The organism is Providencia sp. UF-224, from assembly GCF_058245955.1.
Genome location: NZ_JBSICC010000009.1, coordinates 73,744 through 94,622 on the forward strand (window position 1 = coordinate 73,744; position 20,879 = coordinate 94,622).

Annotated in this window: 17 protein-coding genes; 11 read left to right on the forward strand and 6 right to left on the reverse strand. The window is 43.2% G+C overall.

Features of this window, described 5'->3' with window-relative positions; translation table 11 throughout:
• Positions 1–12: 12 nt before the first annotated feature.
• The 3 genes from AC4IFO_RS10775 to AC4IFO_RS10785 form a co-directional block, all read right to left on the reverse strand.
• The gene (locus tag AC4IFO_RS10775) at positions 13–699 is read right to left on the reverse strand and encodes a methionine ABC transporter permease (RefSeq protein ID WP_219244780.1); all 687 of its coding nucleotides are present in this window, start codon (positions 697–699) and stop codon (positions 13–15) included.
• Positions 700–701: 2 nt separating this feature from the next.
• Positions 702–1,700, reverse strand: coding sequence for a methionine ABC transporter ATP-binding protein (locus AC4IFO_RS10780; RefSeq protein WP_490734217.1), 999 nt, complete (start codon positions 1,698–1,700; stop codon positions 702–704).
• A 276-nt stretch (positions 1,701–1,976) separates the two neighbouring features.
• The gene (locus AC4IFO_RS10785) at positions 1,977–2,705 is read right to left on the reverse strand and encodes a hypothetical protein (protein ID WP_490734219.1); all 729 of its coding nucleotides are present in this window, start codon (positions 2,703–2,705) and stop codon (positions 1,977–1,979) included.
• Between the two features lie 240 nt (positions 2,706–2,945).
• Between AC4IFO_RS10785 and AC4IFO_RS10790 the strand changes: the two genes are divergently transcribed.
• The 3 genes from AC4IFO_RS10790 to AC4IFO_RS10800 all read left to right on the forward strand — a co-directional run bounded on the left by AC4IFO_RS10790 (position 2,946) and on the right by AC4IFO_RS10800 (position 6,401).
• The gene (locus AC4IFO_RS10790) at positions 2,946–3,683 is read left to right on the forward strand and encodes an ABC transporter ATP-binding protein (protein WP_490734390.1); all 738 of its coding nucleotides are present in this window, start codon (positions 2,946–2,948) and stop codon (positions 3,681–3,683) included.
• 62 nt (positions 3,684–3,745) lie between these two features.
• Positions 3,746–4,678: an ABC transporter substrate-binding protein gene (locus tag AC4IFO_RS10795; RefSeq protein WP_490734392.1), complete on the forward strand. Its 933-nt coding sequence runs from the start codon at positions 3,746–3,748 to the stop codon at positions 4,676–4,678.
• A gap of 64 nt (positions 4,679–4,742) precedes the next feature.
• Positions 4,743–6,401 (forward strand): ABC transporter permease, encoded by a 1,659-nt coding sequence (locus AC4IFO_RS10800; RefSeq protein ID WP_490734221.1) that lies wholly within the window; start codon positions 4,743–4,745, stop codon positions 6,399–6,401.
• Positions 6,402–6,446: 45 nt separating this feature from the next.
• Here AC4IFO_RS10800 and yghU read toward each other — a convergent pair whose 3' ends face one another.
• On the reverse strand, positions 6,447–7,286 hold the full coding sequence (gene yghU / locus AC4IFO_RS10805) for a glutathione-dependent disulfide-bond oxidoreductase (protein ID WP_490734223.1): 840 nt from the start codon (positions 7,284–7,286) through the stop codon (positions 6,447–6,449).
• Positions 7,287–7,768: 482 nt separating this feature from the next.
• Between yghU and AC4IFO_RS10810 the strand changes: the two genes are divergently transcribed.
• The 7 genes from AC4IFO_RS10810 to AC4IFO_RS10840 all read left to right on the forward strand — a co-directional run bounded on the left by AC4IFO_RS10810 (position 7,769) and on the right by AC4IFO_RS10840 (position 16,708).
• Positions 7,769–9,286, forward strand: a complete 1,518-nt coding sequence (locus AC4IFO_RS10810) for a class I adenylate-forming enzyme family protein (RefSeq protein WP_490734225.1) — start codon at positions 7,769–7,771, stop codon at positions 9,284–9,286.
• Between the two features lie 67 nt (positions 9,287–9,353).
• A complete protein-coding gene (locus AC4IFO_RS10815; protein ID WP_490734227.1) occupies positions 9,354–10,922 on the forward strand; it encodes an acyl CoA:acetate/3-ketoacid CoA transferase in 1,569 nt (522 codons plus the stop codon).
• 26 nt (positions 10,923–10,948) lie between these two features.
• A complete protein-coding gene (fabG, locus tag AC4IFO_RS10820) occupies positions 10,949–11,686 on the forward strand; it encodes a 3-oxoacyl-ACP reductase FabG (RefSeq protein WP_206083349.1) in 738 nt (245 codons plus the stop codon).
• A 9-nt stretch (positions 11,687–11,695) separates the two neighbouring features.
• Positions 11,696–12,880 (forward strand): thiolase family protein, encoded by a 1,185-nt coding sequence (locus AC4IFO_RS10825; protein WP_490734229.1) that lies wholly within the window; start codon positions 11,696–11,698, stop codon positions 12,878–12,880.
• Between the two features lie 121 nt (positions 12,881–13,001).
• A complete protein-coding gene (locus tag AC4IFO_RS10830; protein WP_490734231.1) occupies positions 13,002–14,342 on the forward strand; it encodes an MFS transporter in 1,341 nt (446 codons plus the stop codon).
• 33 nt (positions 14,343–14,375) lie between these two features.
• Positions 14,376–15,539, forward strand: a complete 1,164-nt coding sequence (locus AC4IFO_RS10835; RefSeq protein ID WP_490734233.1) for a glycerate kinase — start codon at positions 14,376–14,378, stop codon at positions 15,537–15,539.
• A 14-nt stretch (positions 15,540–15,553) separates the two neighbouring features.
• Complete coding sequence (locus AC4IFO_RS10840; RefSeq protein WP_490734235.1) at positions 15,554–16,708, forward strand: CdaR family transcriptional regulator; 1,155 nt, start codon at positions 15,554–15,556, stop codon at positions 16,706–16,708.
• A gap of 12 nt (positions 16,709–16,720) precedes the next feature.
• Here the strand turns inward: AC4IFO_RS10840 and narL are convergent, their stop codons facing one another.
• Together narL and narX are read right to left on the reverse strand one after the other, a co-directional pair.
• Positions 16,721–17,377: a two-component system response regulator NarL gene (gene narL, locus AC4IFO_RS10845; protein WP_273838406.1), complete on the reverse strand. Its 657-nt coding sequence runs from the start codon at positions 17,375–17,377 to the stop codon at positions 16,721–16,723.
• A gap of 21 nt (positions 17,378–17,398) precedes the next feature.
• Entirely contained in the window at positions 17,399–19,126 is a 1,728-nt protein-coding gene (gene narX, locus AC4IFO_RS10850) for a nitrate/nitrite two-component system sensor histidine kinase NarX (RefSeq protein WP_490734237.1), read from the reverse strand.
• Between the two features lie 334 nt (positions 19,127–19,460).
• Here narX and AC4IFO_RS10855 point away from each other — a divergent pair, with 334 nt between their 5' ends.
• Positions 19,461–20,858, forward strand: a complete 1,398-nt coding sequence (locus AC4IFO_RS10855; protein ID WP_490734239.1) for a NarK family nitrate/nitrite MFS transporter — start codon at positions 19,461–19,463, stop codon at positions 20,856–20,858.
• The last annotated feature ends 21 nt before the right edge of the window (positions 20,859–20,879 follow it).

A 20,879-nucleotide genomic window follows, 5' to 3' on the forward strand; every position in this document is an offset into this window, starting at 1 on the left:
AGGTTGATGTTATTAACGTTTATCAATCCACCGAACTAGGGTGTCTCCTATAACTTGAATACATAAAACAATGGCTAAAATCACTAATGTAGCGACCCAAACGACATCCATATGGCTGCGTTGGAAACCTTCTAAATAGGCCAGATTTCCTAACCCACCTGCACCAATCGCGCCAGCAACAGCAGTACCACCCACTAATGAAATCAGCGTAACGGTTAGACCGGAAATCAAGGCAGGGGACGATTCGGGTATCAACACATTAAAAATCAAAGTGTGTAGTTTTGCCCCCATGGATTGGCTGGCTTCGATAACTCCTTTATCTACCTCTCGTAAGGCAATTTCCACTAACCTTGCATAGAAAGCGCTTGCTGAAATCACCAAGGCGGGAAGCGCAGCATTAACCCCTAAAATAGTGCCGACGATCCATTTGGTCACAGGGAATAATAAAATGATTAAAATAATAAACGGCACAGCACGGAAGATATTCACAATAAAAGAAAGCGTACGGTAAACCGCGATATTTTCTTTTTTACCCTCTTGCGCAGTTAAAAATAAAAAGGTACCAATTAAAATCCCAAAGATGCCAGATAACGCACCAGAGACTAATGTCATATATAACGTATTGAGGGTTTCAATGCCCAAAACATGTAATTTTAAATAGGGTAAATAGCCACTAACCCAACGCTGTATTTCATCCATGACTAAATCACCTCAACAACGATATTTCTTTTATTTTTAAGATACGCAACGGCATCCGTTAATTTTTCAGTTTCAGGCAGAAATTGCAGATATAAAAAGCCAGCTCCTTGGTTAAATGCGCCTTTTACCAATTTTATCGGCTCATTAAATTGCGAAATTAAGTCATACAGTAAATAGTGACTTTGCTTTTCTTCATCTAAAACGACGCGAATAATCGGGCCATCAGTCAATATTGCCTTTAAGTCTTCTTGGTTATCTGCGGCAATCTCACTTTGTGATAAAAACTGTCGTGTAATTGCATGTTGTGGGTTATGAAATACTTTGCTAACCAATCCTTCCTCAACAATACTGCCTTTATCAATGACCGCCACTTTATTGCAGATACTCTTGACGACCTGCATTTCGTGAGTAATTAACACGATGGTGATGTTCAACTCGCGGTTAATACGCGCTAGTAATTGCAAAATAGTTTGCGTCGTTTTTGGGTCTAACGCAGACGTTGCTTCGTCACACAATAAAACATCAGGGTTGTTGGCAAGGGCGCGTGCAATACCCACCCGTTGTTTTTGCCCACCACTGAGCATGGATGGGTATTCATCAGCTTTATCGGTTAGCTCAACCAATGCCATTAACTCATCAACGCGTGCCTTGCGTTTCTTTTTATCGAACCCTGAAATTTGTAATGGAAATTCAATGTTTTCCCGCACTGTTCGTGACCACAGCAAATTAAAGTGCTGAAAAATCATGCCAATAGATTGGCGTATTTTCAAAACCGCTTTCTCATCACTGTGAGTAATATTATGTTGCCCAACAATCACTTCACCGCTGGTGGTGTCTTCCAACCGATTTAGCAAACGGATGAGGCTACTTTTGCCCGCACCGCTATAACCGATGATGCCAAAAATGTCCCCAGCGGCAATATTGAGGTTGATGTTATCAACCGCCACGGTCTGTTTTTTATTGCGGCTGTAGATCTTGCTGACATTCTTGAGTGTTATCACGCTGATCCCCTTGGATGAATTGGTTATATCATAGATCCAAAAATGGATATCTAGACGTATATACCGCTAAAGTAATTAGAAATGTGATGAATGTCAAATAAAAGATAGGGATGAGTTAGATGAAAAAAAACTAACGGATTAAATTTTATTTAATGCATTGATTATTAATGACTTATTTTATTTTTAGTCAAGGAAGTAAATAAAGGATAGGGGCTAGTATGAAATAAACCGAATAAATAAAGCCTATTTCATACTCTGGGTAGCGAGGTATTGAGCTTATTTTGATGCGAGGTTACTACTTTCTTTTTTTAGACGAATTGCTAGTTCAACAACCTCTTTTAGGTATAAGTGATGATCCGCGACTTTTTTTAACATAATAGCCCCTAGTGAGAGACCCAATAAAAAAGCTAGACCAAATAAGATAACAATATTGGATTTATCAGTAGTAAGTTGGCCGTTCGTCATTATTTCGCTGAGCTTACCAAAACCAATTGATGCATTTACAGCAGAATAACATAGCGCTAAAAAGGACAAAATAGCGGTTTTTTCACCAAAAAATTGGCTAACTCTTGAGTTCAACCTATCAATTTTTTGTTGAAGCCAATAAGTTGTATATAGGAGTTCTTCTTTCTGATAAATCATAAGTTTTTTTGCATTTTCTTCATCATGGTCAATTTCACAAATGAACTCATTGGCCATTTCTTTTTTCCAGCTGCGTAAAAATAAATAAAGCTGTATTGTTGGTATAAATAAAATAATGATACCAAATATATTGAATATTACGTATGTACTATAGATGAAGTATAATACTGATTTAGAATTAAAAATATTAAAGTTTTTATATAAAATAATGGATGCAATGAGAAATATAAACAGAGTAATTAATGATTTTATGAGTAATATGTTGATTTTATTTATTTTTCTATCTGATTTAGTTTTGTAGTTATAAGGTTTAAATGATGACATTTCAGATAGTAATTTAATGATTTGTTTTATTCTTAACATGGGCTCTCTCATTTTTCATAAAAGTTTAATTTAAATTAACATATTGGTTGATGAGAAAAAACACTATTTCAGTATATTAAACTCAGCTTAATATTACATATGGATATGTTTTTCATTGAATAGTTATTTATAATAAATATTTTAATTGAAATTATTTAGTAATAAAATCTTCATCAAACTGACGTATTACCCCCGTAGCATCATCGGCAACGATTAAGTCCCAAAGAGGATACCAAGATGATGCAACATGCTCTCTCTTCATCGAGTGAGTGCTCGGCTATTTTGCCTTTCAGGCAAACGGCGGGTGACTTACCCATGATCGAAATACAAAATTTATCACAGGCTTTTTCACAACAGTATGTCCTTAATGGCATCGACTTAACGGTAGAAAAAGGCACGGTTTTAGCGCTGCTGGGGCCATCTGGCTGCGGTAAAAGTACCTTGCTCAAACTGTTAGCGGGCTTATTGCAACCCACTGATGGCACTATCCAATTTGCGGGCAATATCGTCGCAAGTCCTCACCACCTCGTTCCTCCAGAGAAACGCAACCTCGGCATGGTATTCCAAGATTATGCTTTATGGCCGCACATGACTGTTGCGCAGAATGTCGCGTTTCCCTTGAGAATGCGGGGCGTTGCAGGGCAACAGATTGAAGCTCGCGTGACCCAAGCCCTTGAGCGTGTTGGGTTAATAGATTTTGCCAAACGAAAACCTGCGGATTTGTCCGGTGGGCAGCAACAGCGGGTCGCACTCGCTCGGGCCATTATCGCAGAACCTGAAATTTTGTTATTCGATGAACCCCTTTCCAACCTCGATATTGCACTGCGCCAATCCCTTTGTGAGGAAATGGCGCAATTACTGAGAACACTGGAAATTACTGCGGTGTATGTCACTCACGATCCCGCTGAAGCCAATACGTTAGCACACCAAATCGCCCATATGCGAAATGGCAAAATTGACCGTTTGACGACCTTATGAAGAGAGAAAATTCCATGCAAAAGTTAACCGCAAAACACGTTTTTTCATTAAAGGGTATTACCATGAGCCTTGGCCTTTCCTGCGCACTATTTTCTGTTTCAACTCAAGCCATTACCGTCTATACCGCAGGGCCTGGTGCGATGGCTAAGCAACTGGCCGCAGGGTTTGAAAAACAAACGGGCACGAAAGTGGATGTATTCCAAGCCACAACGGGTAAAGTGATGGCAAGGCTTGAGGCTGAACAGGCTAATCCACGAGCGGATGTGTTGATTTCCGCCTCATGGGATACCGCGGTTGATTTACAACAAAAAGGCTGGTTGTTGCCTTATGAAAGCCCAAATGCACAACAAGTTCCTGCGCGTTTTAAAACGCCTTATTATGTCGCCCAAGGGATTTCAGCCCTCGGTATTGTGTGGAACAGCAAAAGCGGCACGCCAAAACCAACAGATTGGCAAGATTTAGCGCAGCCTGCATTTAAAGATAAGGTGACGATGCCAGACCCTGCATTATCAGGGGCATCGTTGGATTTAGTTTTAGGATTACAGAATGCCCAAAAAGAGGCGGTGTGGGCGCTTTTTGCTGATTTAAAAGCCAACGGTATGGTGATATCGGGGCCAAATGCTCAAGCATTAACCCCAGTCTTACAAGGGGCTAAAGCCGCCGTATTTGGCGCGGTGGATTACGTGGCTTATGGCAGCATCGCCAATGGTGAATCCATTGAGGTCATTTTCCCAAGTAGTGGCACCGCAATAGCTCCGCGCCCAATGATGATTTTAAAAAGCAGTAAACAGCCTGATGAAGCGAAAGCGTTTATTGACTATGTATTATCACCTGAAGGTCAGGAAATTGTTGCCAATGCATGGCTGATGCCTGCCCGCGCAGATATTGCGGGGAAACGCCCTGATTTCTCAACACTGACATTATTGCCAGAAGCCACAACAGACAGCGCTGAGCGTAGCGATGTTCTCTCGCGTTTAAGCGCCTTGTTCCGTTAGTTTTCTCGATAATAATTAGCAAACCGCTGGGTAGGTCTCTTACCCAGCAGGAGTGTTGTTTCTAATGATAAAAATTCGTTTTCTCCCTTTAATGGTGGTAATTGCGCTAGTCATTTTAGTGGTTATTCCACTGTGTTTTATTGTGTTACAGGCGCTGTTTCCACAATTAGGGCAAGGGCTGTTTTCCCAACCGTTTGAACCGATTATTCATCTGCTCAATGAGCCAGAACTCCCTGAACTATTACAAAATACATTATTGCTCGGCGTCGGCGTTGCAATCATCAGTGCTGTGATAGCGATCCCCTTGGGGGCTTTACGTGGCTTATTTAACCTCCCATTTGCCAAGGTTTGGGACTTACTTTTTCTGATCCCATTTTTGATCCCACCTTATATTGCGGGTTTATCATGGATGCTGACATTGCAGCCAAATGGGTATTCCCAACAGCTATTTGGGGTTAGCCCAGGCAGCGCAATATTTTCCTTAGGGGGAATGATGGGGATTATGGCGCTGAATTTATTTCCAGTGCTGTATTTTGCGGTCTCACGTAGTATGGCAGCGAATGGTAACCGCCTTGCTGACGTGGCGAGGGTGCATGGCGCGCCACCTTGGCAGGCCTTTTTCCGTGTGACCCTTCCGTTATCATTGCCCTCAATAGCGGCAGGGTTATTGCTCGTGTTTACCTTAGCGATTGAAGAATATGGCATTCCTGCTGCCATCGGTGCGCCGAATGGGATCCGCGTACTCACAACCGATATTGAACAGCGTTTAGCGGATTGGCCGATTGATTTGCCCGGTGCAGCGTCGTTATCATTGATTTTGGCGAGTGTGGCAATTTTTGCTTATACCTTGCAACGATCGATTGTTTCGGGGAAAAATGTGGCAACGACGACAGGGAAAGCCGCAGCGTTGGTGACACGTACCCTAGGGGTATGGCGTTGGCCTGTTGCCGGGGTATTTGCGGTGGTGAGCTTTTTAGCCGTTGGGATGCCGTTACTGGCCATGTTTGGTACGGCATTTTCATCGACGGTTTCAGGCGGTTTAGCGTGGGATAATTTAACGCTAAGGCATTTTTCTGGCTTGGTTGACGCCCAAGCTGAAGCGCTAGGGGCGTTATTCACCAGTGTGTCTTTAGCGGGTGCAACAGCAATATTGACGGGCGTGTTAGGTTTTTTATCTGCGTGGCTGGTGGTCTCTCAACGTATCCGTGGAGCCGTTATCATTGATGCCTTGTCTTTATTACCTATTTCCATTCCGGGGATTGTGATTGCGGTAGGGATGATTTTAGCGTGGAACCAGCCATTTTGGCCTGTTACGCCATACCATACTTGGGGTATTTTACTGCTTGCCTACAGTTGTTTGTTGTTGCCATACCCTGTTCGCTATTGCAGCGCAGCGCTCACTCAAATTGGTGGCAGTTTAGCGGATGCCGCGCGAGTACACGGCGCATCTGCAATAACGACATTACGTTTGGTACTGTTCCCATTGGTTTTACCCAGTTTACTGGCAGCGATGATGTTAGTGTTCGCGGTGGCATCGCGTGAACTCGTTTCGTCACTGTTACTCGCCCCCGCAGGGATGCAGACGGTATCTATCTTTGTCTGGCGGCAGTTTGAGCAAGGCTCCATCGGCAGCGGCATGGCGATGGCCTGCATTGCTGTGTTGATCAGTTTAAGCTTAATGCTGTGCGCACAATGGGTGCAGGGGCGTTATAGCAGAGAATAATGCGGAAGAACTCAAGGTGGCAATATGCCACCTTGATGATATTGACTAGCTTATATCACTTGCGTCGTGGCGTTCGCGCACTTGCTGTGCGGGGTCGCCTTGTAGGCGATTGACGCGGCGACCGCGTTGTACCGCAGGGCGTGCATACACTTCATCTGCCCAGCGAATGACATTTTTGTACTCATGCACCGATAAAAACTCAGCGGCGTCATACAGCCAGCCTTTGACTAAAGCACCATACCACGGCCAAATGGCGATATCGGCGATAGTGTAATTATCCCCTGCTATGTATTTATTGTCTGCTAAGCGTTTGTCCAACACATCAAGCTGGCGCTTAGTTTCCATGGCAAATCGGTTGATTGGGTATTCGTATTTTTCAGGGGCGTAGGCGTAAAAATGCCCGAAGCCGCCGCCTGCAAAGGGAGCTGAGCCCATCTGCCAAAATAACCACGATAATGTTTCGGCGCGTTCAGGTTGGGTCGTCGGTAAAAAGACAGAAAATTTTTCGGCTAAATAAGTGAGAATCGAACCTGACTCGAATACGCGAATGGGGTCTTTACCGCTTCTGTCGACCAATGCCGGGATTTTCGAGTTCGGGTTGATATCCACAAAGCCAGACCCAAACTGGTCACCTTCGCCAATGTTAATCAACCAAGCATCATACTCCGCTTCTTGAATGCCTAACGCTAACAGCTCCTCAAGCATAATCGTCACTTTTTGGCCGTTAGGTGTGCCAAGTGAATAGAGCTGTAGTGGGTGCTTACCAATCGGGAGTTCTTTTTCGTGTGTTGCACCAGAAACAGGGCGGTTAATATTGGCAAACTTGCCGCCATTACCTTGCTGCCATTGCCATACTTTGGGTGGAATATACGGTGTATCTGCCATTGATTATCTCCTTAATCGTGTCGAAGGATTTGCTTCAATAATCCCATTATTAACGCTTCCACTGTAGCAACCTGCCATCAATTCGCCACCTTTTTTATCGACTTTTGCTGTGTTCAGGGTGTGAACCGCACAGAGTGCATGAAACCCACACTTAGACAGCGTGAAATTTTCTCTTTGCATAAAATCGGCTTGGAGTGGTAATGGGGGTTGTTAATACGCACAATCGTTAAGTAAAGAATTGCCCTTAAGTATTTATATCTTAAACGTTAGGCTGGTAACTAAAGGTAAATATTTATCGTGGCAATTAAATTGGCACATTTATATGGCACTTAAGCAAAAAATATTTAACAAATAGATTGTGCAAATAACTAACCCAATTCAAAAAAGGATGTGAACAATATGTGAACATTGGCACTAATTTCATAAGGGGCATTTTATACATTGAATACCAATAAGAGATATCCGTTGGTTGGAGTGTGCCCATGCTTGCGTCAAATTCAAATATTTATCAAAGCCTACTAAACAGGGCAAATACACAGCCTGATGCTGTGGCCATTGTTTTTGAAGAGCAAAATTGGAGTTATCGCCAGTTATTGGTGAAGGTCAACCAAACGATGTTTTGGCTAACATCGACCCTGCAATTACAAAAAGGCGACCGTATTATTTTGGGTTGGGGAAATACCATTGAGTTCTGCCAGTTATTTTATGCAGCGGTAGGGCTGGGGATTCAGGTTATTCCATTAAGCACCAAAATGAAGGAATTTGAAGGTAAAGAACACCTTGCACGAATTAATGCGGATGCTATTTTTTGGGATGATAGCTATCAGCCGTGGTTGGGCGCATTAAGTACAAAAGGTGTGAGCCTTTCCCAGTGGAAAACATTAACACTGGCAGACGAAATGGCGTTTGTTAATCAGGTGAATGAAGAAGACCCCGCCGTCATTATTTTCACCTCAGGCACAACGGGCGCACCAAAAGGCGCGGTCATTACGCATAAAAATATATTGTCAGCCATTAGCGCTTACCAACAAACGTTAAAACTGACTGAAAATGATAAAACAATATTAGCAGTTCCGATTTACCATATTACTGGGCTGTCTGCTATTTTGGCTTTATTTATTCATATTGGTGGAACGATTTTCCTGCATAAAAAATTTAATGCTAAAGAGATGATTTCTACTATCGCAAAAGAAAAAATTACTTTTTTACATGGCTCACCAACAGTCTTTATTTTATTAATTCAAAAAATAAAAGAAAATAAGAGTATTAATTTAGAGAGATTTAATTCATTAAAAATGATTGCCTGTGGTGCAGGTCATTTAAATGAAGGGACTATTAAAGAGCTTTCATATATTTTTTCGAAAACATCAATTCATTCGATATATGGTTTAACAGAAACGTCATCCCCTGCAACGGTATATTTAGACGATATCCGAAATAGTCCGAAAAAAGCCAGTTCAGGTACACCTGTTCCGGGGTTAAAAGTAGCGATTAGAAGCGAAAAAGGTGAAGAGAAATCAGCCAATAAAACGGGAAATATCTGGGTTAAAGGAGATGTTGTGATCCAACGTTATTGGCCTGATAGCCCAGCGAATACCACCTCATTTCAGGATGGATGGTTTTTTACTGGAGATATCGGTTATCTGGATGATGATGGTTTTCTTTATATTCAAGATAGAATTAAAGATATGATCAACCGAGGCGGTGAAAAAATTTATTCCATTGAAGTGGAAGATCTCATTTCTAATTACCCGGGTGTGAATGAAGTCGCCGTGATCCCAATCGAAAGCCCTATTTATGGTGAAGAACCTATTGCGTTTATTATTCCAGAAAGCCAAGTTTGCTTAACCAGTAAAGAAATTATGGAATGGCTAAAAGAACGAGTGCCGAATTATAAAGTTCCTGTGAAAATTATGTTTACCCGTAATTTCCCAAGAACATGGAATGGGAAAATAAGTAAGAAAGATTTAAAACAACGATATTACTCTTTAAATAGCTAACAGCTAATTCGTTTTTAATTCATCAAATAAAGGGCTATGAAATATTAGCCTTTAGGTAGGTTTTATCATGAATAATAAGTTTATCTCTAAACAAGAAGCCGCTGAATTAATTAATGATGGCGATACGATTTGTACTGTGGGAATGACATTAACCAGCGCAGCAGAATCTATTTTGTCTGCCATTGAACAGCGTTTTTTATCTGAAGGTTCACCGAAACAATTAACGCTAGTGCATGCTGCGGGGCAATGTAACCGTATTCGCGGTAATCAACATTTTGCTCACCAAGGTATGGTGAAGCGCATTATTGGCTCTCATTGGGGGTTAGCACCGCGCTGGATGCAGATGATTAATGACAATGAAGTTGAGGCCTACTGCTTACCACAAGGCCAAATGGTGCATTTATATGGTGCGATGGCGGCGGGCCTTCCCGGTCGTTTATCCAAAGTCGGTTTAGGGACATTTATTGACCCTGACCTCGAAGGCGGTCGCATGAATGCGAAAACATTAGCATTGCCACCGTTAGTCGAAAAAGTGAATTTCAAAGGGGAAGATTGGTTGTGGTACCCCGAAATTCCACTGGATGTTGTGGTGATCCGCGGAACGCATGCAGACAGTAAAGGCAATTTGACCACCGACGAAGAAGCGATGTCGTTGGAAGTGTTGCACGCAGTGTTAGCGGCAAAACGCTTCGGTGGGAAAGTGATTGCTCAAGTGAAGTATTGCGTGGAAGAGGGCACTTTGCACCCGAAACGCGTTACTGTTCCTGCCAGTTTTATTGACCACATCGTGATTTGCGATAACCCAGAAGAAGACCACCGCCAGTCTTCAAGTTGGTTCTTTGACCCAACACTGTGCGGTGACATCCGCACGCCTGTACAGCAAACCACACCATTGCCGCTCGATATTCGTAAGTTGATTGGGCGTATCGCTTGCCGTTACCTCACTGAAAACTGTGTGATTAATTTAGGGACAGGGATCCCGAATGATGTCATCGGTTCAATTATTCAAGAAGAAGAGGCCACCAAGCGCGTTGATATCACAGTGGAATCGGGCATTTGGGGCGGCGTTCAAGCGGGTGGGATTGATTTTGGTATTGGGCGCAACCTTTCCGCGATGATCAGCCACCAAGACCAAATGCTGTACTACAACGGGGCGGGGGTAGATATCACCTATATGGGGGCTGGGGAAATGGATGCCAACGGCCATGTGAATGCCACTTTACTTGGCAATATCTGCCCGGGAGCGGGTGGGTTTATTGATATCACGCAGAATGCGCGTCACGTGGTTTTTTGCTCAACATTTACTGCAAAAGGGTTAGATATTCGCTGTGAAAATGGGCAGTTAAAGATTATCCGTGAAGGGGATATTCGTAAATTGGTAGACAACGTTAGGCAGGTTTCTTGGAACGCAGATGTGGCACGCCAGATTAACCAAACCATGCATTTTGTCACGGAGCGCGCGGTATTTACCTTGGGTGGGAAAGTGCCTGTGTTGGTTGAAATCGCCCCGGGTATTGACCTTGAGCGCGACATTCTTGCCCATATGGATTTTGTGCCAGAAATCTCCCCTGATTTAAAAGTGATGTCGTCTTCATTATTTGAAGAAGCCCCTTTTGGTCTGGTTTCGTATTTATAGTTTCAATATTAAAGAAGGATTTATTTATGTTAGTCAAAGACAAAGTTGCCATCGTCACAGGTTCTGCAAGAGGTATTGGTTTTGCTATCGCACAGGTGCTGGCAGAAGAAGGCGCCAAAGTCGTGATTTCTGACCTCGCCATGTCCTCTGGCGAAGAAAGTGCAAAACAGTTACAGGATCAAGGTTTTGAAGCCGTGTTTATCCCGTGTGATATTTCCAAACGCGAACAAGTCAACGCGCTGTTTTCCCAAGCTAAAGAACACTTTGGCGCCATTGATGTGATTGTGAATAACGCAGGGATCAACCGTGATGGCATGCTGCATAAACTAAGTGACGATGACTGGGATAAGGTTATCGACATTAACTTGAAAGGTACGTTTAACTGCATGCAAGAAGCGGCCAAACTGATGCGCGAGCAAGGTAGCGGCCGTATTGTGAATATCTCTTCAGCGAGCTGGTTAGGGAATGTGGGGCAAGCTAACTATGCTGCTTCAAAAGCCGGTGTTATCGGTTTAACGAAAACCGCTTGCCGCGAATTGGCACGTAAAGGTGTCACCGTCAATGCTATCTGTCCCGGGTTTATTGATACCGATATGACCCGTGGTGTGCCTGAAAAAGTATGGGACATCATGATCAGCAAAATCCCAGCAGGTTTTGCGGGTGATCCACGAGACGTTGGGCAATGTGTGGCGTTCTTGGCGTCAGATAAAGCGCGCTATATCAATGGCGAAGTGATTAACGTTGGCGGCGGCATGGTGCTGTAGGAGAACAGAATGAAAAACGCAAATGATATTGTGATTGTTAGCGGTGTAAGAACAGCGATCGGTACCATGGGTGGCAGTTTTGCGAACACGCACCAACACGATTTAGGGGCTGAAGTGATCCGCGAAGCTGTAAAACGTGCAGGGATCGCGCCAGAAGATGTGGATGAAGTGATCGTCGGAAACGTGGGGCAAATCGCAGAAAGCGGTTTTATTGCACGGATTTGCCAATTACGTGCAGGTTTACCAAAAGAAACAACGGCTTATTCCGTTAACCGCCAGTGTGGATCGGGGCTACAAGCGCTGGCAGATGGCATGATGTTGTTGCAGACAGGGCAGTCGGATGTGGTTGTGGCATGCGGAACCGAAAATATGACCATGCTGCCGTACTACTTGCGTAAAGCGCGTTATGGCTACCGTATGGGCAATGATGTTTTAGAAGATGGGTTGACGTCGATTTTAACTTGGCCTGAAGGCCCGTATCACAACGGAATGACGGCGGAAAATGTTGCGGAGCAATTTAATATTTCCCGCGAAGAAATGGATGACTTTGCATGGGATAGCCAGCAAAAAGCATTGAAAGCTATCGAAGCTGGCTATTTTAAAGATGAAATTCTGCCGATGGAAATTCAAGAAGGGCGCAAAGGAACGCGTATTTTTGATACGGATGAACACCCTCGGGACACACCAAGAGAAAAATTGGCGAAATTGCGCCCCGCATTTAAAGCCGATGGTGTGATTACCGCAGCGAACTCTTCAGGGATCAATGATGGTGCAGCGGCATTGGTGATGATGCGCCGCGAAGAGGCCGAAAAACGCGGTTTGAAACCACGAATGAAAGTGGTGGATTGGGCAGTTGCGGGCTGTGAAGCTGCGATTATGGGGTTTGGTCCTGCACCCGCGACACGCCGCTTGATGGAAAAATTGAAGATGGATGTCAAAGACATTGATTTGATTGAGTTAAATGAAGCTTTTGCTGCTCAAGCGATAGCTGTTATGAATGATTTGTCATTAGATAGTTTACGGGTCAATGTGAATGGCGGGGCGATTGCTTTAGGCCACCCAGTTGGGGCGAGTGGGGCAATTTTACCGGTTAAATTAATGTACGAAATGGAACGCCGTCAGGTTGCTACAGGGTTAGTGACGATGTGTATCGGTGGTGGTCAAGGGATATCAATGTTGTTCGAAAGAGAATAAGAAATACTGCAAGCAAAAAGCCCGACGTGGGGCGTCGGGCTGTTGCTGAGGTAATAACAACAGGTATTGGTAACGTTATGAAGCACCAAACCTGTTTCACTGCAACATGAGGATCTTATCTATGTTTTCTACAAATGCAAAGTTAGATTATGCGGCACAGGGTAAAAAGACCAACGCAAAGATATATCGCAACCTGATGCCGCTATTGATTTTGGCTTATATTATTAGCTTTATTGACCGTACCAATATTGGGATGGCGAAGCATGCCATGTCGATTGACCTCGGATTATCTGCAACTGCATTCGGGATTGGTGCGGGGTTATTTTTCCTGACTTATTCAATTCTTGAGATCCCAAGCAACCTGATCATGGAAAAAGTCGGTGCGCGTTTTTGGATCACGCGGATCATGATCACGTGGGGACTCTTATCTGCTGCAATGGCATTTGTCACAGGGCCAACGTCTTTCTATATTCTGCGTTTATTATTAGGGGCGGCAGAAGCGGGTTTATATCCTGGGGTGATCCTGTATATGACTTACTGGTTTAGCCAAGAGGAACGGGCTAAAGCGACGGGGTTATTCTTATTAGGTGTGTGCCTTGCCAATATTATTGGTGCCCCATTAAGTGGTTTATTGTTAAGTATGGATGGCTTATTAGGCTTCCATGGTTGGCAGTGGATGTTTGTGATTGAAGGCTTACCTGCGGTTATTCTCGCGTTTGTTGTTTGGTTTGTTTTACCGAATAAACCTGAAGACGCAAAATGGTTAGATGAAGACGATCGGAATTATATTAAATATAAGCACGAACAAGACCAAAATAGTATCAGCGTCAGCAATAACAAATTCTCATTAAAAGCCGCGTTTAAAAACAAAGCATTTATGATGATTGTTGCGATTTATTTTACTCACCAATTCTCAGTATACGGCTTGAGTTATTTCTTACCGACTATCATTGGTGAATACGGCAAATTAACGCCAATTCAAATTGGTTTATTAACGGCAATTCCTTGGATTTCAGCAGCTATTGGCGGTATTTTTGTGGCTAGAAAAGCCAATACGCCACGTCGCTCATCCCGCATCTTAGTTTCAGGGTATGCGGTGATGGCTGTTGGCTTAGTTATCGGCGCTTTGGGTGGGCCAGTCGTTGGGTTAATTGGCTTTTGCTTAACCGCCTTTATGTTTTTCGTGGTGCAGTCCATCATTTTCTCGCTCCCACCGACTTATATGAGTGGTAGTATGCTGGCAGGAAGTTTGGCATTACTGAACTGTTTAGGGTTGTTTGGCGGTTTCTTGGGGCCATTTATTTTAGGGTTCTTTGAAGATTACACGGGTACAGCTACCTCTGGATTATGGTTTGGTGTTGGTCTGTTGGTTATTGGCACACTTATCGCTTCAAAGGTGAACACTAACGGCATGAGCAATAGTGAAAAGGTAGAAACGCCAGCATCGGTACAAGCGAAATAACGCAACATCGCCATTTACAATAGGAAAGTCTACATGAAAATTGTTATCGCACTTGATTCCTTTAAAGGAAGTTGCTCAGCACAGCTTGCATGCCAAGCCGTTGCTGAGGGTTTCAAGCGTGTATCCTCCGATTTGGATATGACATTATTGCCCATATCTGATGGCGGAGAAGGCCTGTTGGAGTCACTGGAGCATAGTCCGGTTTTATCTGGTGTAACGCCTTACATATTGACGTGTACTGGGCCCTATGGCAGCAAAGTTGATGCGCGGTTGTTAGTATTGGAAGGAAAAACCGCCTTTATTGAAATGGCTCAAAGCAGCGGTTTAGAGCTCGTCAAACCTGAATTTCGCCATGCCGAAAAAGCCTCGACATACGGTTTGGGGGAGATGGTTAAATACGCCCTCGATTTGGGGTGCAACCGCATTATTATTGGCATTGGCGGAAGTGCAACAAACGATGGCGGGGCGGGTTTTGCCCAAGCACTAGGCGCTCAATTTTACGATAAAAACAATCAATTAATGAGCTCACCAATAAATGGTGAGGATCTCATTAATATCACAAAAATTGGGTTGGATAAATTTGATCCCCGTGCGGCGGCCGTTGAATTTAACGTATCTTGTGATGTAGAAAACCCGTTGCTGGGTAAAAATGGGGCAACGTATATCTATGGTCCACAAAAAGGTGCTGATAGTGCAATGCTCGACCAGCTGGAAGCGGGTATGGCGCACTATGCTCAATTAATGTCGAATACCCTAGGGAAAGACGTCTCTGCCGAGGCAGGGAGTGGGGCGGCAGGGGGCTTAGGTGCTGGGCTACGTTGGTTCGTGGATGCCAAGCTCGAAAAAGGTATCGACCTTGTTTTGGGGTTATTGGGGGCAGAGGCCTACATCCAACAAGCCGATTTAGTGGTGGTTGGAGAAGGGCGAATGGACAGTCAAAGTGCCAATGGTAAAGCCCCTGTCGGTGTTGCCCGTATGGCGAGTCGCTATGGCGTGCCGACAATCGCTTTATGCGGTGGATACAGTGAAGATAGCCGAATTTTGTACCAACACGGCATCACCGCGATGTGGTCACTGTGCCCAGGCCCTGTGTCTTTAGAGCAAGCGATGGTTAACGGAGAACGCTACTTGGCGGATACCGCTGAAAACTTGCTAAGAACGGTATTATCAAGCCAAAAGAAGTTTGTAAAACAATAAGATGAGGCGGTAACATGCTACTGACTGAAAAATTAGCCAATGATATTGTCACGCGTGCTATGGGGATCATCCATCACAACGTCAATGTGATTAACAGTCAGGGCGTGATTATCGCCTCAGGTGAAAAAAAACGTATTGGTGAAACTCATGAAGCCGCAGTGGAGGTGATCCGCTGCGGCAAACGGATCACAATTTACAATGAAAATGAAGCACGCGCATATTCCAATGTTGCACCGGGGATTAACCACCCGATTATCGTGGCAGATAAAGTGGAGTTAGTGATTGGTGTTAGCGGCGACCCTGTAGTTATTCAGCGTTATGCAGAGCTAGCCATTCTCACCGCAGAGCTATTGATTAAGCAAGAAATTGAACGCCGCAGTATCAATTGGCAGCACCGTTTGCGGGATATGTTATTTGTTCAATTTATTGAAAGCAACACACCCATTCAGGGGCGAAGTGCGTTATTAAAGCTGCATAATTCCGGTTTTTCGTTTTCGCTACCGACTATCCCTGTGATTATTAATATTGAAGCCATTCAGTATCGCCCCGAAATTCTAGATACCATTATTACCGAATTATCGGCGATGGAAAAAAGTGATGTCCTGCTACTCAACAGCCGTGAAGTGTTGATGTTATTTCCCTCAAAACACTATCAAAATGAGTCGTTTATCCCTAACTTACACTTTATTTTAGATAGCCAATTGAGCCAGTATTATATTGGCGTTGGTGTGCAAGCAGATAGTGAAGAACATGTGCGTGATGCAGTGCATTTTGCGCGCTCAGTGATTGATGTTGGTCGCCAAACTGTCCCTGAAAAACAGGTTTTCTTATTTAAAGAAATGGCCTCATTTTGTTTATTTAATGAGTTAGAAAACAGTTACTTATTTAATTTCTTTTTGGATATTTGCAATAAAATTTTATTGCATGATTCAGGGGAAAGTTTGTTGGAAACGTTGGAGTTGTTTTTATCGCAAAATGGTGAGATTGGGAATACCGCTTTGCAGCTGGGTATTCACCGCAACACGCTAAGTTATCGGTTACAACAAATTAAAAAGCAAACGGGGCTCGACCCGACAAAATTCACCGATTTAATTCAATTGTCCGTGGCAATGCATGGCTACCGTCGGCGTTATCCAAAACAGCAGCCATGGTTAGATGCATTAACCTAATAAGTCGATAGGTTACTTTTGCTGTAAAACCCAAATTGCGGCTTCAACGCGCGATTTTAAATTGAGTTTTTTCAGCAAATGCTTCACATGCACTTTAACGGTACTTTCTGTAATAGTTAATTTATTGGCAATTTGCTTATTGGATAAACCCTGTGAGATTAAATCCAATATATGGGTTTCTCTTGGGGTGAGTGCCGTTAAATTATGATCCGTCGATGCGCGGTTATCTCTTAATGATTCGGCCAAAACAGAGGCTAATGTTGGGCTGACTACCATTTTACCGCTGGCGGCTTCTTTCAATGCAATAATCAGTTTTTCGGGTTCCATATCCTTTAATAAATAGCCATCAGCACCGTGTTTTAGCGCATTAATTAAATCTTCACCATAGTTAGAGACGGTGAATAAAATAATGCGGCCAGAAAGTTCGCGGCTGCGTAAATTACTGAGAACTTCAAACCCGTTCATTCCCGGCATATTTAAATCTAATAGGATTAAATCGGGGTCATATTCTTCGGCGAGTCTAATGCCTGTTTCGCCGTTATCAGCTTCCCCTATCACCTGCAAGGTCGGTTCTAAGCTGATTAGCTGTTTAACGCCATTACGCAGCATAGGATGATCATCAATGAGTAAAATAGTGGATTGCCCAGTCGTGATATTTTTGCTTTCCATCAACACGTAACTCCAATTTAATTAAGCCACAGCGAGTGGGAATGTGACACTGACGGTCGTTCCCCCCTGAACGCGAGGTGCAATTTGGTACTCCCCGTTTAAGCTTAGAGCCCTTTCCCTCATGATAATCAGCCCATAATGGTTATTTTTTGTGGGCTGAGGTTGAATGCCTTCACCATTATCTTCAATGGTGACGGTGATGACACCTGAATTTTCGAATAATGAAACTTGCGACCAATTTGCATTGGCGTGCTTGAGAATATTGCTCAAGGCTTCTCGGATTATTTGTATGATATGAATAGATTGGTGCGGTGAAATACTTTTTGCGGGCAGTTGGTAATTTAAGTTTATTTCAAAGCCAACACGTTGACTAAATTCACTGATAGTACTTTCCAAAGAGGGCAATAAACCCGGTTCAGTGAGTTTTAACCTAAAGGTAGTTAATAATTCACGTAATTGGCTATATGCCAAATTAATTTCATTGCGCATTTCATTGAGTAAATCTTGTTGTTTATTGGGCAATGATTCAGGTTGCATTTGCAGATAACTAATTTGCATTTTTAAACATGATAGCGATTGGGCAATAGAGTCATGAAGTTCTCTGGCGATTGCCGAGCGTTCATCCATAATTAGCAATTGTTGTTGCTGCTCTAATTGGTGTGCCATTGCTAACATGCCGGTGATTTGTTTGACCAACATCAGCACTAAATTATTTTGTTCATCAGATAAAGGCTTATCTATTGGTATTTCGGCGAGAATAGCCCCATAGCGGTGTAAATTATCGGAGATATCCCACGATAACACTGCCGGATGTTCCACAGTTTCAGGGGCTGGAAATTCACCACAGTGGATGTCATGAAAATAGGTATCGTTATTTTCTTCATATAGCCGCAAGCTGATATTTTTAAGCGGTGTCAGGTTTTGCAGCTCCACCAGTACTTTTTCCAGTCGTACCGCTAATGGGTCAATAGAATGCAAGATACGATTTGATTGATACAAGTACAGCAATACTTTGTTTTTATTCTGTAAGTCTGCCGTTTTTTCTTCGACGCGAGATTCTAGTTGGTGGTAACTTTGTGCTAATTCGTCAGACATTTGGTTTAATGTTTGTCCAAGGACGCTAAGCTCATCGTGTTTTTTATACGTCGGGTAACGTTGGCTAAAATCCCGATGACTGATCGCATTCACCATATTTAACAGTTTTAGCCAAGGGTAATAAATTTTCTTCCTAAAATGGCAAATGGTGAAGAGTAATAATAGGGAAACGAGGCCGATAAATACCATTTGCGTCATGGCGACATAGGTCATTTTACGTTCTGTTTTTTCGTCGATACTTTTTACTAGCTCATCGATTTTATTAACAAAATTGATGACTTCAAAGCGTGCATCATTTGGGGAAGAGGCTCTTGCTAGTGCAGGCCTTAAATCACTTAACCAATATTGGTGAAGCTCGCTAAATAGGTGAGTTAAATCCTCAATTTCGACTACCTGAGTTAATTCAGGGCTTAATAAATCACGTTCAAGTTCATTCAGATAAACATCCGAATAGGTACTGAGTGGCGTTAATGAAAGCAAATGATAACTTTGCATTCTTAGTGACCCTGATTTATTTATTGCGTGAGCGTTCCCTTGCACGCTAATAATCATTTGGTTGGAAATTGTCATGCCAATAATACCGAGTACGGCAATCAATAACATTAAGCCAATAACTTGGTTAATGATTGAAAATCGACGGTTCGCAGTTGGCATACATAATCCTTAATTCCATTACATCATTATTCACTATTTTTTATAACGCTATTATTGTTCCTCTATTCGACAAAATTGAATATGCCACTTCGGTATTACTCCCTAATATCTCACTGAGTATTTTTGCTAAAAATCTCATCAATAAATGTTTTTAATGAATGATATTATTTCTTTATATTCAAATGATTAAATGAAAATACCCCTAATACTCCTCTGGTGGACGGTCTGAGTTTCATGGCAAATTTGATTTAAATCTCCCTTGATTTAGATCAGCTTCATGGAGGCTTATTCGCCACACACTGCGTTCAGAAAATCGTATTTATCGGGGTGAGTTATGTCTCAACGAGAGAGTATTAATCATACTGCTACGCAGGCAAAAGGGGTTATTCAGGATTGGCGCCCTGAAGAAAGCCAATTTTGGCAGCAAACGGGCCAGCGAATTGCTAAGCGCAATTTGTGGATTTCAATTCCGTGTTTGTTGCTCGCATTCTGTGTATGGATGTTATTTAGCGCGGTTGCCGTTAATTTAAATAAAGTGGGTTTTAATTTTACCACTGACCAATTATTTCTATTAACCGCACTTCCTTCCGTTTCAGGCGCATTATTACGGGTGCCTTATTCTTTTGTTATTCCTATCTTTGGTGGTCGCCGTTGGACGGCAATTAGCACCGTATTTCTGATTATTCCGTGTATTTGGCTGGGCTATGCGATTCAAGACCCAACAACGCCATACCAAGTGTTTGTGATTATTTCCCTGCTTTGTGGTTTTGCGGGAGCAAACTTTGCATCAAGTATGGCGAATATCAGTTTCTTTTTCCCTAAAGCTCGCCAAGGTGGCGCACTGGGCTTAAATGGTGGCCTAGGAAACCTAGGCGTTAGCGTGATGCAGCTAGTTGCACCGTTTATTGTCGGCGTAGGCGTGTTTGCTTTTGCAGGGGGAACCGGGGCGGTTCAGCCTGATGGCTCAGTGTTGTGGCTGGAAAATGCAGCGTGGGTTTGGGTGCCATTCTTACTGTTTTTTACAGTGATGGCGTGGTTTGGTATGAACGATTTGGCAGCAAATAAAGCGTCTTTAAAACAGCAACTTCCTGTTTTGAAACGGGGACATTTGTGGATTTTAAGCCTGTTATACCTCTCAACATTTGGTTCATTTATCGGCTTTTCTGCGGGTTTTGCCATGCTGTCAAAAACCCAGTTCCCCGATATCGTTATCTTGAAATTTGCCTTCTTCGGCCCATTCCTTGGCGCATTAGCACGCCCACTCGGTGGCATGCTGTCTGACCGCTTTGGCGGCGTCAAAGTCACTTTTTTGAATTTTATCGCCATGGCCATTTTCTCAGGCTTACTGTTCTTCACCTTGCCAGAAAACGGCCAAGGCGGCTCCTTCGGCGCATTTTATGGCGTGTTTATGGTGCTGTTCTTAACGGCAGGGTTAGGCAGTGGTTCCACATTCCAAATGATTGCGGTGGTTTTCCGTAAATTAACCATGGACAAAGCCTTATTAAGAGGCGCTTCAGAGCAAGAAGCGCAAAAAGAAGCAGTAACAGAAAGTGCGGCAGCGCTTGGGTTTATCTCTGCCATTGGTGCAATTGGTGGCTTTTTCATTCCAAAAGCCTTTGGGACGTCTTTAACCCTGACGGGTTCGCCCGCTGATGCCATGAAAGTGTTCTTTGTGTTTTATCTCTCTTGTGTGTTTATCACGTGGCTAGTCTACGGGCGTACCCACAAATAATAACAAGTAATAAAAACCCTT